We start from the raw sequence: 15,229 nt of genomic DNA, 5'->3' as shown, positions 1-15,229 counted from the left end.
ATGCGTCATGCGACGCCTGTGAAGCCCGCGGGAGCTCCGACGGGCTTGCGCCGTGCCGCCCGGCGTCGCGCCATGATGACGGCGTTGCGCATGGACTTCGCGGCGATCTGCGGCAACTCCGCGGTGGCGGCCGCCGTCATGTTCCTGTTGCCGCTGCCGTTGTGCCTGTTCGGGCAGAACCTCGAATCGCCCGCCCTGTCCGCCGTGGCGGTCGCGATGATGGCCTTCCTGACCATGCTGTACTGCGGCATGCTGGTGGGGATGTTCTTCCGGTGGAACGGCGGCGCGCTCGAAAGCCGGATGATCGGTGTCATGCCGGTTTCCCGCCGCGTACAGGTCGATGCGCGCTACCTGTCGGCGATGATGCTGTTCGTCATCTGCCTCGTGCAGATCGGCATCGAGGCGGCCATCGCCGTGACCTCGTTCGGTCTTGACGTGGAAGGGCTGTGGGTCGTGCCGTATGCGGCGGTGCTGTTCCCGCTGCTGACGGCAATCCAGCTTCCCGTGTTCTATGCGAGCGACAACTGGCTGACCGCATACTATCGAATGGTCAATGGCGGTATGGTGCTGTTCTTCGCGGCGATCATCGTGCTGCACCTGATTCCGGACGGGCTGCGGATGCGTGTGATCGGCATGCATCCCGGGATGCCGATTCCCGGGTGGGTGCTTCTTTGGCTGGTCGCCGTGGTCGCGCTCGCCGTGTCCCATCACCTGTCCGTACGGTTGTGGTCCGCGCGGGAGCTGTGAGGGGACGGACGGCTTAGGAGCCATCACTTAGGCGGCTTTGAGACGGTACTCCTGTTTGGGGCTGCGGGCCGGTTGGGTGCGTTCGATGGCCCCCGAGCGCAGCAGTTTGCGCAGTTGGTAGGTGACGGTCGAACGCGGGGCGCCGGTCGCCTCCACCAGTTGCGGTGTCGCCATGGTGCCGTGTTCGCCGATGAGCGTCAGCAGCGCCTCCTCCAACGGCGAGTACCCGGCATCCGCATGGGGCGGCATCGTGCCGGAGCCGGTGCCGCCGTCGGGTGCATCGGCTCCGATGGCGGGAGATGTCGCCGGCATGGCTTCATCGCCGTCCATGGGTTTCCGTTCGATGCCCATGTAGCGGGCGTATGGTTCCTCCAGCCACGGCGAGCCCTTGATGGTCTGGTCGTACAGCTCCCGGTCGGTGATGTCCTGCACGTCGATGCCGCCGTGGGGGAACGGCACGATCTTCGGGCGCGCGGGTCCGGGCACCTTGCCATGGTCCAATCCCATGGAGGCGCTGTAGTCGATGCCGGCCTGTCCGCCGCGTGCGGCGTAGCGTGGATCCCTGCGGCTGTCCGGCAGCTGGGCGGTGTCGGCCGACCGGAAGGTCATGCGAAACGCCGTCAAGGTGTCGGCGATTTCGGGTGCGCCGTTGCCGTTCTCGTTGAGGGTGGCCGTGATGAGTTCGAATCCCGTGCCCCGGTTCTCCGCGACGGTCCCGCCGCGGAACGGTGTGAGCTCCAACAGCTTGGCCAACGTCTGGTTTCTGGTGGACGTGGCGCCGGGCATGCCGATGGTGTCCGTGGTCACGGCGCCGTACAATCCGCCGGGGCTGAGTATCTCCAGCCGATCCGCGTACATGTTGACCTGGATCTGGCCGCCACGGGCCATCGGCGAATAATCGCGGTGCATGACGGCGTTGACCACCGCCTCGCGTATGGCCTCTTCGGGATACTCGAAGGTGTCCTTGCGCAGGGGGCCATCCAGTACGCCGCCGATGCGCATGTTCCTGCGGGTCGCGAGCAGCGTCTCCTCGAGGATTTCGGGAATCGGGCCGTCGAAGGTCCGGTTGTCGATGTACTTCACCCCGCCGGCGAACACCTTGCTGTACCCCTGATACCGGGTGAACGTGATGTTCAGTCGCGGGAGGAACTGCTGCGGGTAGTTTCCGGCTACGAGCAGCCCCGCGAGCGTGGGGTGGGTGCCGCCGTCGGCGTCGGTTCCCGTGACTCCCAGCATATGCAGGGCGTCATCGTCCGAAATCGTTCCGAAGATGCGCGGCCGCTGTCTTCGGCATAGGTGCAGGATGCCTTGAACCGTATTCGGATCCAGATCGTCGACCGTCGCCTCGCCGACGATTTCCCTGTCGTATGTGGGCTGTGCGCGGTTCTCCAGCAGACGGTCGATCTCATACTGACTGAGCTTCCTGTCGCCATCCCACACGCGGATGAACGAGCCGCTGTAGCGGCCCCTGTTGCGCACATAGCAAGGCTTGTCCAGCGGGTCGGTCTCGTCGATGACTGAGATGACCACCTGTGAGCCGTGGTACTCCGCGATTTCGATGACCGGGCGGACCGGTGGCATCAGCTTCTCCCGGCATATCTGCGCCATCGCGTCCGCGATCGATTTGGCGTCGAATCCATCGATGGGAGAGAACCCATGGCGTTCGGAAACGCCGAGGACGATGGTGCCGCCGTTTCCATTGGAGAACGCCGAGACGGTTTCGGGCAACGAAGTCGGCAATCCTCCGACGGCCTCCTTGACCTCAACGCTCTGATTGTCGCTGTCGGCATGACGCAGCGGTTCGAGCAGCGCGTCAATCTCTTCCTCCGACCACATGATGACTCCTTCGCCGTTCCTACATAACAACCATCGTAGCAGTAAGATTGCTATGTTTGTTATGTCCGTGTCGCAGGTGGCGCTGTCGGCCGCCGTTTTGCCACATTTCATTCACGCAGCGCCACAATCGCCGCAAGTGTTATAGTTGATATGGAACAGATAGAACGATTTGAAAGAAAGGGACCCGTCGATGATCATCGACATCGACGCCCGCAGCGACGTGCCGATCTACGAACAGCTGCGACGCGGCGTCATCGCCGGCATCGCGAACGACGAACTCGCGCCCGGCGACCGTCTGCCGTCCGTGCGCGCGCTCGCCGTCGACCTCGGCGTCAACCTGCACACGGTCAACAAGGCGTACGCGCTCCTGCGCGACGACGGCTACATCACGATGCGACGCGGCTCCGGCGCCGTCGTCGCCGAACGAGGCGCCGGAGCCGCGGACGCGCCCGGCGACGCGCGCATCGAAGGCGAACTCCACCGGCTCATACTCGAACACAAGGCGGGCGGGGGAGACGCCGCGGCGTTCCTCGACCTCGTACGCACGCAACTCGCCCGCATATACGGCGAATGACGGGATGAAGGAGAATCACCATGAACGCGACCATCGCGACCGTCGCCCTGCTGCTGACGGTCCTCTTCCTCCCATCGCTCGTCGCCGTCCCCATGGCGCTCACGCCGTGGCTGACCGATCGGCGTGAGGTCTTCGGCGTGACCGTGCCTCCCGTCGCGCACCGCGACCCGCGCATCCGCACGCTGAAAACCGGATACCTGCGGGCCGTCGTCGGGGCCGACGCGGCATGCGTCGTCTGTTCGTTTGCGGCCTGGCTTCTCGCCGGCGCGACCGGTGCATTGTGGGCCGCCGGCATGGCGACCGTACTCGTCGCCGTCCTCGCCGTCGTCGCGCAGCAGGCGTGCCGCCGCAAGGTCATGACGGTCAAACGGGAACGCGGATGGGTGGCGGACGGCGACCTGCGTGCCGCCGCCGTCGCCGAAACCGCCGCGCCCGAACCGCTCGGATTCGGCTGGGAGTCGTTGCAGGCCGTGGCGCTCGCCGTCACGACCCTCGTCGGTGTGCTCGGCTACGACCGCATGCCTGATTGCGTGCCCATGCACATGGATCTCGCCGGACATGTGGATTCATGGGCGGTGAAGTCGCCGGCCGTGATCTGGTATCCGGTGCTTGTGCAATTGGTCATGGTCACGGTGATGGTCGTCTGCCATGCGGTGCTGTTGCGTTCCCGGCGGCCGGTGGACCCGGAACGGCCCGCATCCAGCGCCTATGCCTACGGTGTGTACGCGCGGGCGTGGAGCGTGTATCTGGTCGTCGTCGGCCTGCTCGTCGCCGCGGCGATGGGACTTGGCTTCCAGCTCTCGCTCATCGGAGTGGTCGGCGCGGGAACGGTCGGCGTGCTGCTGGCGCTCGTCGCCGTGGTCGCGGTCGTCGGCGCCATCGGCATGGGCGTGCGGTACGGACAGAACGGCGCGCGCGTGTTCGATGAGGACGACGGTGATGCGGCCGGGGACGGCGATGGCGGCGGGACGATGCCCCGCGATGACGACCGATACTGGATCGGCGGCGTGATCTACTGGAACCGCGACGATCCGGCCGTGATCGTGCCGAAACGCTTCGGCATCGGCTGGACCTGCAACTTCGCGCGTCCGGGAGCGTGGGCGGCGATCGTCGCGCTGCTCGCCGTCCTCGCCGGCGCGCCGGTCGCGTTCTCCCTGCTGTAAAGAAACCCCCTCGGTCGCGTGGAAGGCGACCGAGGGGGTTTCGAGGATATGAAGGCTCGACTACAGCGCCTTGGCGGCCTGTTCGACGAAGGCCTCCATGCCGTCGATCGGGACGACCGTGTCGAAGCGGACGTCGGCGGTCTCAAGGCCTCGCAGCGCGGCCGGGGCGGTCGTGCCGGTCTCATGCGCGAGCACGTCCATGCACTCGAAATCGGTGCCGGTCGCGTCGAAACCGAGGGACTCGTTCACGACGCGCGGGAACTTGTACGGGCTCGCGGTCGCGAGGATCACACGCGGGGTCAGCGGATCGCGCGGCATCTGCTGCGCGACGAAGTACGCGCACGCGGTGTGCGGGTCGATGACGTAGCGGTTCTTCTCCCAGCAGTCGGCGATCATCTCGCGCACCTGGTCCTCGTCCGCCCAGCCGCAGCCGAACAGCTGGCGGATCTTGGCGAGCAGCGGCTCCGGGATCTCGTACGTGCCCCAGTTCTTGAGGTCGTTCATCAGCATGGCAATGAGGCGCGTGTCGCCGTCGGACAGGTAGTAGAGCATGCGCTCCAGGTTCGAGGAGATGAGGATGTCCATCGACGGGCTGATCGTCTGGAAGAACGGGCGCTGGCGGTTGTACGTGCCGGTCGTGAGGAAGTCGAACAGCACGTTGTTCTTGTCGGAGGCGACCACGAGATGCTTGACGGGCAGGCCGAGCAGCTTCGCGTAGTAGCCGGCGAGTATGTCGCCGAAGTTGCCGGTCGGCACGACGAACTCCACCTCGTCGCCCACGTTGATGACCTGCTGCTCGAGCAGCTGCGCGTACGCGGAGAAGTAGTAGACGACCTGCGGCACGAGACGGCCCACGTTGATCGAGTTCGCGGAGGAGAGCACCACGTGCGAGTCGCCGGCGAGCCTCGCGGCGAGCTCCTTGTCGCCGAAGATGCGCTTGACCGCGGACTGCGCGTCGTCGAAGTTGCCCTCCACGGCGGCCACGTTCACGTTCGAGCCGGTCTGCGTGGTCATCTGCAGCTCCTGCACCTGGCTCACCTTGCCTTCCGGGTAGAAGACGGTGATCGCGGTGCCCGGGGCGTCGGCGAAGCCGGCCAGCGCCGCCTTGCCCGTGTCGCCGGAGGTGGCGGTGAGGATCATGATCCTCTCGTCCGCGTCGCCGCTGGCCGGCGTGGTGCGCGCCATGAAGCGGGGCAGGATCTGCAGGGCCACGTCCTTGAACGCGGAGGTCGGTCCGTTGAACAGTTCGAGGATGAAGTCGTCGCCGAGCGGCTTCAACGGCGTGATGCGGTCGTCCGACCACTGGTCGCCGTAGGCGGCGTCGATGCACGCGCCCAGCTCCTCGGCCGTGAAATCGGGCAGCAGCGCGCCCAGCACGCGGCGCGCGATCTCCTGATAGGACTTGCCGGCCAGATCGCCGATCTCGACCTTCACGGAACCCAGCTGGTCGGAGACGAACAGGCCGCCGTCGTCGGCGATGCCCTTGCGGATCGCCTGCTTGGCGGTCAGCGAATCGGTGGTGGAACGGGTGGAATGGAATGTGGTGGCCACGGCGGATCCTTCATACGCGAAACGGGGACAATAAACCATCCACAAGTCTACCGGCGACCCTCCCATGGTGCGGCGAATCTCCCATGGTGCGGTCACACATAATCCACACAACGGCGGAATCACGCCGTTTCGGGCGACCGCACCATGAGGGGTTTGCCGCACCATGGGCATGACGGGCGGGGGTGGGGGTCGCAGGGCGGCGTTCCACGGTGTGAGATTCGTCATACGGCGGAAACAGGTTCGCCACAAACGGACCGTACACTCGTCGCCCGAACGGCAAACCAGTCGTTACCCACACCGTTTAAGGAGCACACATGACCGCTTCACCCCTCGCACAGAAGGCCACCGACGCATTCAACGCGCCCATCAGCGCCGCCGATCCGGAGATCGCCGAGCTGCTTGACTCCGAACTCCGCCGCCAGCAGGGCGGCCTCGAGATGATCGCCTCCGAGAACTTCGTGCCGCGCGCCGTGCTGCAGTGCCAGGGCTCCGTGCTCACCAACAAGTACGCCGAAGGCTACCCGGGACGCCGCTACTACGGCGGCTGCGAGTTCGTCGACCAGATCGAGACCATCGCCCGCGAGCGCGCCAAGAAGCTGTTCGGCGCCGAATACGTGAACGTCCAGCCCCACTCCGGCGCCCAGGCCAACGCCGCCGTCTACCAGGCGCTCGTCAAGCCCGGCGACACCGTGCTCGGCCTCGCCCTCGACCACGGCGGCCACCTCACCCACGGCATGAAGATCAACTTCTCCGGCAAGTTCTACCATGCCGAAGCCTACGGCGTGAACCCGGAGACCTTCCGCATCGACCCGGAGATCATCCGCCAGCGCGCCCTCGAGACCCATCCTGCCATGATCATCGGCGGCTGGTCCGCCTACCCGCGCATCGAGGACTTCAAGGCCATCAAGGAGATCGCCGACGAGGTCGGCGCCAAGTTCTGGGTCGACATGGCCCACTTCGCCGGCCTCGTCGCCGCCGGCCTGCACCCGAGCCCCGTCCCGTACGCGGACGTCGTCTCCTCCACCGCCCACAAGACCCTCGGCGGCCCGCGATCCGGCTTCATCCTCGCCAAGCAGGAGTACGCCAAGAAGCTCAACTCCTCCGTGTTCCCCGGCCAGCAGGGCGGCCCGCTCATGCACGTGGTCGCCGGCAAGGCCGTCAGCTTCAAGGTCGCCGGCACCCCGGAGTTCAGGAACCGCATGGAGCGCACGCTCGAAGGCGCGAAGATCATCGCCGAGCGCCTCCTCGCCGACGACGTCAAGGCCAACGGCATCAGCGTCCTCACCGGCGGCACCGACGTGCACCTCGTGATGGTCGACCTGCGCAACAGCGAAATGGACGGCAAGCAGGGCGAGGACCTGCTCGCCCAGTGCGGCATCACCATCAACCGCAACACCGTGCCGTTCGACCCGCGTCCCGCCTCCGTTGCCTCCGGCCTTCGCATCGGCGCCTCCGCGCTCGCCACCCGCGGCTTCGGACCGAAGGAGTACGAGGAGGTCGCCGACATCATCGGCACCGCGCTCGCCGCCGGCCCGTCCGCCGACGTCGAAGCCCTCAAGGCCCGCGTCGACAAGCTCGTCGAGGACTTCCCGCTCTACCCGGACCTCGACCAGATTCACTGATCGGTCCATATCGGCTCCCTCGCCCGGCGGGGGAGCCTTTTCGTATTCCGGACTTTGCGCACGTGTTGCGGTAAGGTGGGTGGTTATGACGAACAACGAGGAAACCGCGGTCGCGGGAGCCGTCTTCGATGCCGTGTGCGCCCGCGCCGACGCCGCCGCACGCGCGCAGCGGGCGCTCGCGCGCGCGGACACGGACGCCAAGAACCGTCTGCTGCACGCCATCGCCGACGCGCTCGACGCCCGCGCCGGCGAGATCGAGACGGCCAACGCCGCCGACATGGACGTGTCGCGCGAGGCCGGCATGGACGCCGGCAAGCTCGACCGCCTGCTCTTCGACGCCCCGCGTGTCAAGGCCGCCGCCGACGGCGTGCGCCACGTCGCCTCCCTGCCCGATCCGGTCGGCGAGATCGTGCGCGGCTACAATCTGCCCAACGGCATGCGCCTGACCCAGACGCGCGTGCCGATCGGCGTCATCGGCATGATCTACGAGGCGCGTCCGAACGTCACCGTCGACGTCGCGTCCCTGTGCCTCAAATCCGGCAACGCGGCGATCCTGCGAGGCGGTCACGCGGCCGAACGCACGAACGCCGCCACGCTCGCCGTGATCGGCGACGCGCTGCGCGCGGAAGGCTTCGACCCGTCGCTCGTCGCCACTGTCGACGATTTCGGACGCGACGGCGCGACCGCGATGATGGAGGCGCGCGGCCACATCGACCTGCTCGTGCCGCGCGGAGGCAAGGGCCTCATCCGCGCCGTCGTCGAGAACTCGAAGGTGCCGGTCATCGAGACGGGCGCCGGCAACGTGCACATCTACATGGACGCCTCCGGCGACCCGGCCAAGGCCATCCCCATCATCATCAACGCGAAGACGCAGCGCGTCGGCGTGTGCAACGCCGCCGAGAAGCTGCTCGTGCACGAGCGCGTCGCCGCGACGTTCCTTCCCGTGGCCGCCGCCGCGCTGCTCGACGCGGGCGTGACGCTCCACGCGGACGAACGCGCCTACGCGATCATCGACGCCGCCGCGCCCCAGGCCGCGGCGGACGGACTGCTCACGCACGCGACCGCCGAGGACTGGGACACCGAATACCTCGCGCTCGAAATGGGCGTCAAGGTCGTCGATTCGCTCGACGAGGCCATCGACCACATCAACGCGCACTCCACCGGCCACACCGAGGCGATCGTCGCCGAGGATTACACGGCCGTCGAGGAGTTCACCGCGCGCATCGACTCGGCCGTCGTCATGGTCAACGCGTCCACGCGGTTCACCGACGGCGGCGTGTTCGGCTTCGGCGCCGAACTCGGCATCTCCACGCAGAAGATGCACGCGCGCGGGCCGATGGGCCTGAGGGAGATGACCACCACGAAATGGATCGGATACGGCAGGGGGCAGGTGCGCGCATGAGCGACATGAACGAGACGACCGACGAGAAGATCGTGAACGACGGCATGAGCGTGCCGATCACCGAACTGCGCGACGACCTCGACCTGGACGACCCGCGCTGCGGGCTCAAGATCGCCGCGGAACGCCTGAGCATCGTGCGCTACGTGTTCCTCGTGCAGATCGAGGACGGCATCGCCTCCGCATCCCAGCGCGCCTCGCTCGAATACGCGGACGCCGTGCTCATCGGCTGGCCCGACGAGCACGCGCCGGACGTGGCGGACCTGGACGACGCGCAGCTGCACGCGGTGCGCGAGCACATGACCCTCATGGAAAGCTACATCGCGCGTTTCTCCACGCTCGAACGCGAAGGCGACGTGGACGGCATGACCGACACGCTCATCCGCGTGACCGAACGCGTCGCCGAGGTGCGCCGCCTCTACCAGCCCGACTTCCCGCTGCCCACGTTCGCGGAGATCCGCCGTGTCGTGCAGGACGAATGGGACGAGGACATGGGCAAGATCGACCCAAAGGACGGCAGCCCCACCGCCATGGAGATCGAACAGGAGACCGAGCAGGCCGAGCACGTCGAACTGCGCGAGGAGGCGGCCGAACGCAAGGCGGAGGGACGCGCGTGAACACGGCCGGCATCGATGCGGAGGGAATGACCGCCGGCGAACGGCGGATGTCCGACCTGTCCGTCGACTCGGTGGAGGCGGCCGCCAACGTGGCCAACGCCGGCGCGCCCGGCACCGGCGGCTCCGAATCCGGCCCCGCCGCCGCGCGGCACGGGGCGGCCGTCCGCCGGTCGGCGCGCGGCAACTGGCATGCGACGCCGCGCATCGGCATCATGGGCGGCACGTTCGACCCGATCCACAACGGCCACCTGGTCGCCGCCAGCGAAGTGGCGTGGGTGTACGACCTCGACGAGGTGATCTTCGTGCCCACCGGACGGCCCGTGTTCAAGCTCGACAAGCACGTCACCAACGCCGAGGACCGGTATCTGATGACGGTGATCGCCACCGCCTCCAACCCGAAGTTCACCGTCAGCCGCGTCGACATCGACCGCCCGGGCGTCACCTACACGATCGACACGCTGCGCGACATCCGCGCGCAACGCCCCGACGCGGAACTGTTCTTCATCACCGGCGCGGACGCGGTCGCCGAGATCATGCAGTGGAAGGACGCGGAGAAGATGTGGGATCTCGCCCACTTCGTCGCCGTCACCCGCCCCGGCTACTCGTCGCCCGAAGGCGTGAGGCTGCCCGAAGGCAAGGTGGACACGCTGGAGATCCCCGCGTTGGCGATCAGCTCCACCGATGTGCGCCGCCGCGCCGAACACGACGAGCCCGTCTGGTATCTCGTGCCCGACGGCGTCGTCCAATACATCGGCAAGCACGGCCTGTATCGCTAGTCCATCAACCCCATCTCGATTTTGAGCCGCACGACGCGCTCCGCCGAACGCGCCACCTTGGCCGCGAACGCGTCATCCGACTTCGCCTTCGCCGCCAACCCGTCGAGGATCGGCGTGACATAGGCGCTCTGGCCGATACACACGAGATCGCCGCCCGCCTCGACGAACCGCACGCCCAACTGGTCGGTCGGCGTGCCGCTCACCGCGGCCGCCGACAGCGAATCCGACGTGACCACGCCGTCATAGCCCTGCCTGCCGCGCAGCACGCCGTCCACGATCGCGGAGGAGAACGCGGCCGGATCGTCCGCGTCGATCCGCTGGTACGTGGCGAGCGACATCATCACCATCGCCGGCCGCGCCTGCGCGATCACCGTGTGGAACGCGCCGATCTCCGCGCCGTCCGCCGTGGTCGTCGTGTCGACGATGCCGTCCGACGTGAAATCCGTGTTCCCCTTGATCGCGCCCAGACCCGGATAATGCTTGATCGACGACTGCACGCCCGCGTCGCGCATCCCCGCGACGAACGCCGCCGCATGCGCCGCGTTGCCGGCGGCGTCGAGACCGAAATCACGGTCCAACGCGCCGATCGGATCGTTCTGCTTGCGGTCGCCGGGAACCGTGTCCGTGACCGGCGCGAGATCGACGTTGACGCCGGCCGCCGCCAACTGGCCGCCCCAACCGGCCGCCGACGCGCGCAACTGGTCGGACGTCATCGCGCCCTGCTCGACCGCGCTCGGCATCGCGTCGAACCCGGAACCGGTCAGATGCTGCACCTCGCCGCCCTCCTGATCGGTGGCGACGATCAGCCTCGAACCGTCCTCCACATAGGATTGCAGCCCGTCGACCGCCTTGCGCACGCCGGACACGCCGGAACGCCAGTTGCCGATGAGCAGCACCGAACCGACGTGACGGTCGGCGATCGCGTCCTTCAACACAGACGGCTCGCTGCCGGCGAACAACGGTGCCATCACCAGCTGGCCGACGCGTTCCTCCACATCCATGCCGTCGACGATCCGCCGCGCCCGCATCGACGTCGGATCCCCGGGCGTGGGGACGGCCGAACGCGACACATGCGCGGTCCGGCCCGACGGAGCCGCCAGATGCCGGACGGCACGCACCCGCGGCAGGACCACCAGCACGACGACCAGCACGACCGCGAGCGCCGCGGCGACGGCCGTCACGAGCGTCGGCATCGCGCCTCCGCGCCTCGTCGCACCACCGTCCCGACGATTCCCCGTGAGCACAGACGTCCCCTTTCCATCATTTTCCGTCATCGATATCGGTCATCGGCCACCGGCCATCGGATATCCGATGACCGTCCGTATCCGCGCACGAGAATACACGCCGGCACGGCTCGGCTCCCGGCGAACGGACGCGAATTGACATTCCCCACCTGTTTGTAGGCTGGGAACATGTCATTCGCAGATATATTCGGTATGTTCGACCCCGATTTCGACCCGCGCGGCGATCGCGGGCGGTCCGGTCGGAACGGATCGCGGGCGCGGGCGGAACGCTCCGACGACGATCCGATCATCATCGACGTCGAGACGGACGGCGACGACGCAAGGCCGTCGGGCGCCGGAGCGGGCGCCGGTGCCGCCGGCTCCGGAGCGCGACACGGCGGGGGAGCGGGACGACCCCCGTTCGGCCCCGGATTCCCGCGCATCACGCGCAGACCCTCGCGTCCGGGCAAAGGCCCGCATGGCGGCCCGGACCGCGGCACGAAGATCCTCATCGGCGTGGTCGCGGCGCTCGCCATCCTCGTCGGCCTGTTCTTCGGCCTCGCCCGGTTCCTCACCGACCTCATGTGGTACGGGCAGCTCGGCTTCCAATCCGTCGTCTGGACGCAGCTCGGCGTGAAGGTCGGCCTGTGGGTCGCGTACGCACTGCTCATGGGACTCGTCGGATTCCTGTCCGCATGGCTGGCGATCCGCGCCCGCCCCGACGCGGCCGACGGCTCGCGCGTACGCGTCGACGGCGACGTGGTCGAAGTGAAACAGACCGTCAGCTCGAAGACCGCGCGACGCGTCGCCGCCGTCATCTCCGTGATCGTGGGCGCCGTGTTCGGCGCGCAGTTCAACGCGAACTGGGCCGACGTGCTGCTCATGTTCCACGCGCAGAGCTTCGGCGTCAAGGACCCGCAGTTCGGTCTCGACAACGGCTTCTACGTGTTCGTGCTGCCCGGCCTGAGGCTCGTCATGTCCGCCGTGTCGATGCTGCTGCTCGTCGGCATCGTCTTCTCCGTCGCCACGCACGTGATGATGGGCGGCATCCGCCTGACCATGCCGGTGAACGGCCGTGGCCTGTTCGCCATCACGAAGCGGGCCCGTCGCCAGATCGCCGTGTGGCTCATGCTCAACATGTTCGCGCTCGCCGCGTCCACCGCGCTCGGCGTGTTCGCGCATCTGACCCAGCAGGGTTCGCGCATCACCGGCGCCACGTACACCACCGTCAACGCGACCATCCCGGTCACGTTCATCATGGCCGCGCTCATCGCGATTCTCGGCGTCGTGCTCGGCGTGTGGCTCATGCGCTCGCACGCGCTGGAGGGCGCGCAGCCGCTCGGCGTGCGCGCCTCCGCCGCCTTGAAGGCGTGGCGCACCCCGATCGTCGCCATCGCCGTCGTGGTCGTCGTCTCCATGGTCCTGACCATCGTGTGGCCGGCGGTGCTGCAGCGCTTCCGCGTCAACCCGAACGCGCAGGAGATGGAATCCACGTACATCCAGCGCAACATCGACGCCACGCGCGCCGCCTACGGCCTCGACAAGCTCAAGACCGAGAACTACAAGGCCACGACGAAGGGCGAATCCGGCGCGTTGAGCTCGGAGGGCGAGACCACGGCGCAGATCCGACTGCTCGACCCGCAGGTGGTCTCCCCGACGTTCAAGCAGCTCCAGCAGTCCAAGCAGTACTACACGTTCGCCGACACGCTCGCCGTCGACAAGTACGAGATCGACGGCAAGAGCCAGGATACGGTGATCGCCGCCCGCGAGCTCGACCTCGCCGGCAACGACAACCGCAACTGGGTGAACGACCACACCGTGTACACGCACGGCTACGGCGTCGTCGCCGCCTACGGCAACAAGGTGACCGCCGACGGCCAGCCCGAGTTCTTTGAATCCGGCATCCCCACGCAGGGCAAGCTCACCGAATCCGAGAAGTACGAGCCGCGCATCTATTTCTCGCCGAACATGGGCGAATACTCGATCGTCGGCGCGCCGGAGGGCACCGCCGCATGGGAGTTCGACTACCCGACCGGGTCGAAGGGCGCGACCAACACGTTCAAGGGGAACGGCGGCCCGTCCGTCGGCAACCTGTTCGCGCGTCTCCTGTACGCGATCCGCTTCGGCTCCGACCAGATCCTCTTCTCCGACCGCGTGACCTCCGCCTCGCAGATCCTCTACGACCGTTCGCCGCGCGAACGCGTCGCCAAGGTCGCCCCGTACCTGACGCTCGACGGGCGCGTCTACCCGGCGGTGGTCGACGGCCGCGTCAAGTGGATCGTCGACGGCTACACCACGTCCGACGCCTACCCGTACTCGCAGATGACCGACCTCGGGTCGGCGACCAAGGACTCCACCACCGTCTCGTCGTCCACCGTGACCGGACTCGGCACGCAGCAGGCGAACTACATCCGCAACTCGGTGAAGGCCACCGTCGACGCGTATGACGGTTCCGTCGACCTGTACGTGTGGGACAAGTCCGATCCGGTCATCAAGGCGTGGGAGCAGATCTTCCCCGGCCAGTACCACCAGCTGGGCGAGATCAGCGGCGACCTGATGAGCCACATGCGCTACCCGGAGAACCTGTTCAAGGTGCAGCGCGAACTGCTCGCCAAGTACCACGTGACCTCCGCCAGCCAGTACTATTCGGGCGAGGACTTCTGGCAGACGCCGGTCGACCCGACCGAATCGCAGTCGCAGCAGGACCAGGACATCCTCCAGCCGCCCTACTATCTGACCCTCCAGACCGGCGGCACCAAGGAGCCGGTGTTCTCGCTGACCTCCTCGTACATCCCCGCCGGCACGTCGACGCGCGAGATCCTCACCGGATTCCTCTCCGTCGACTCGGACGCGGGTTCGACGAAGGGCGAGATCGGGGCGAACTACGGCACCCTCAGATTGCAGGAGCTGCCGAAGGATTCGAACGTGCCCGGCCCCGGACAGGCGCAGAACAACTTCAACGCCGACGCCGACGTGTCCAAGGAGCTGAACCTCCTGCAATCCGGCTCCACGAACGTGGTGCGCGGCAACCTGCTCACCCTGCCCTTGGGCGGCGGCCTGGTCTACGTGCAGCCCGTGTACGTGAAGTCCTCGGGCGCCACGTCGTTCCCGCTGCTCAAGAAGGTGCTCGTCGCGTTCGGCGACCAGGTCGGGTTCGCCGACACGCTCGACGAGGCGCTCGATCAGGTGTTCGGCGGCGACTCCGGCGCGTCCGCCGGCGACGCGGCGAACGTCGCGGGCGGTTCGGGCGGTTCCGGCTCGGGTGACTCCGGTTCGGATTCGTCGGGTTCGTCCGGTGACACGTCGAAGGGCGGTGCCGGCGACGGCAAGGATTCCGGTTCGTCCGGTTCGGCGTCGTCCGGTTCTTCCGGTTCGTCCACGGCACGCAGTCCCGAGCTCAAGCAGGCGCTCGATGACGCCGCCCAAGCGATGAAGGACAGCCAGGACGCCATGAAGAACGGCGACTGGACCGCCTACGGCGAAGCCCAGAAGGCCCTTGAGGACGCCCTTAACAAGGCCATCGAACTGGAGCAGTAGTTTCGGGTCGGGGCGTCGGAAACCCCGTATCCGAGGCTCCGATGCATCCCGCTCCAACGCACGGCGCAAGAAATCCCGGGAATCGGCGTGATTCTCCGGGATTTCTTGCATTGACCCATCGTCAGCGCGACTTTTCCCGGACGATAGGGGTGTTTTCCGGGAAATTTTGCGCTGAGTGGGGGCC

11 protein-coding genes are annotated in these 15,229 nt (G+C 67.3%); 8 read left to right on the top strand and 3 right to left on the bottom strand.

All coding sequences use genetic code 11. The features are described 5' to 3' along the window. Nucleotides 1-90: 90 nt before the first annotated feature. Nucleotides 91-747: an ABC-2 transporter permease gene (locus tag AC1AYP_RS04550; protein WP_476546898.1), complete on the top strand. Its 657-nt coding sequence runs from the start codon at nt 91-93 to the stop codon at nt 745-747. Nucleotides 748-774: 27 nt separating this feature from the next. Here AC1AYP_RS04550 and AC1AYP_RS04545 read toward each other — a convergent pair whose 3' ends face one another. Then, the gene (locus AC1AYP_RS04545) at nt 775-2,583 is read right to left on the bottom strand and encodes an ATP-binding protein (protein WP_476546897.1); all 1,809 of its coding nucleotides are present in this window, start codon (nt 2,581-2,583) and stop codon (nt 775-777) included. A gap of 190 nt (nt 2,584-2,773) precedes the next feature. Between AC1AYP_RS04545 and AC1AYP_RS04540 the strand changes: the two genes are divergently transcribed. Beyond that, nucleotides 2,774-3,157, top strand: coding sequence for a GntR family transcriptional regulator (locus AC1AYP_RS04540; protein WP_034526328.1), 384 nt, complete (start codon nt 2,774-2,776; stop codon nt 3,155-3,157). A 20-nt stretch (nt 3,158-3,177) separates the two neighbouring features. After that, on the top strand, nt 3,178-4,320 hold the full coding sequence (locus AC1AYP_RS04535; RefSeq protein WP_476546895.1) for a DUF1648 domain-containing protein: 1,143 nt from the start codon (nt 3,178-3,180) through the stop codon (nt 4,318-4,320). 60 nt (nt 4,321-4,380) lie between these two features. Here the strand turns inward: AC1AYP_RS04535 and thrC are convergent, their stop codons facing one another. Continuing rightward, nucleotides 4,381-5,871, bottom strand: a complete 1,491-nt coding sequence (thrC, locus tag AC1AYP_RS04530; RefSeq protein ID WP_476546893.1) for a threonine synthase — start codon at nt 5,869-5,871, stop codon at nt 4,381-4,383. Nucleotides 5,872-6,185: 314 nt separating this feature from the next. Between thrC and glyA the strand changes: the two genes are divergently transcribed. The 4 genes from glyA to nadD all read left to right on the top strand — a co-directional run bounded on the left by glyA (nt 6,186) and on the right by nadD (nt 10,285). After that, a complete protein-coding gene (gene glyA / locus AC1AYP_RS04525) occupies nt 6,186-7,493 on the top strand; it encodes a serine hydroxymethyltransferase (RefSeq protein WP_476546891.1) in 1,308 nt (435 codons plus the stop codon). Between the two features lie 85 nt (nt 7,494-7,578). Further along, entirely contained in the window at nt 7,579-8,895 is a 1,317-nt protein-coding gene (locus tag AC1AYP_RS04520; protein WP_476546889.1) for a glutamate-5-semialdehyde dehydrogenase, read from the top strand. Nucleotides 8,896-8,939: 44 nt separating this feature from the next. Beyond that, complete coding sequence (locus AC1AYP_RS04515) at nt 8,940-9,509, top strand: phosphoribosylglycinamide synthetase (RefSeq protein ID WP_476532876.1); 570 nt, start codon at nt 8,940-8,942, stop codon at nt 9,507-9,509. A 26-nt stretch (nt 9,510-9,535) separates the two neighbouring features. After that, nucleotides 9,536-10,285, top strand: coding sequence for a nicotinate-nucleotide adenylyltransferase (gene nadD, locus AC1AYP_RS04510; protein ID WP_476511611.1), 750 nt, complete (start codon nt 9,536-9,538; stop codon nt 10,283-10,285). Here the strand turns inward: nadD and AC1AYP_RS04505 are convergent. Continuing rightward, on the bottom strand, nt 10,282-11,478 hold the full coding sequence (locus tag AC1AYP_RS04505) for a glycoside hydrolase family 3 N-terminal domain-containing protein (protein ID WP_476546887.1): 1,197 nt from the start codon (nt 11,476-11,478) through the stop codon (nt 10,282-10,284). The genes nadD and AC1AYP_RS04505 overlap by 4 nt on opposite strands. Before the next feature lie 219 nt (nt 11,479-11,697). On the opposite strand from AC1AYP_RS04505, the gene AC1AYP_RS04500 reads away from it, so the two are divergent. Further along, nucleotides 11,698-15,045, top strand: a complete 3,348-nt coding sequence (locus AC1AYP_RS04500) for a UPF0182 family membrane protein (RefSeq protein ID WP_476546886.1) — start codon at nt 11,698-11,700, stop codon at nt 15,043-15,045. The last annotated feature ends 184 nt before the right edge of the window (nt 15,046-15,229 follow it).

The sequence above is a fragment of the Bifidobacterium sp. LH_424 genome, assembly GCF_056356895.1.
This window is presented reverse-complemented; position numbering and strand designations above follow the sequence as displayed.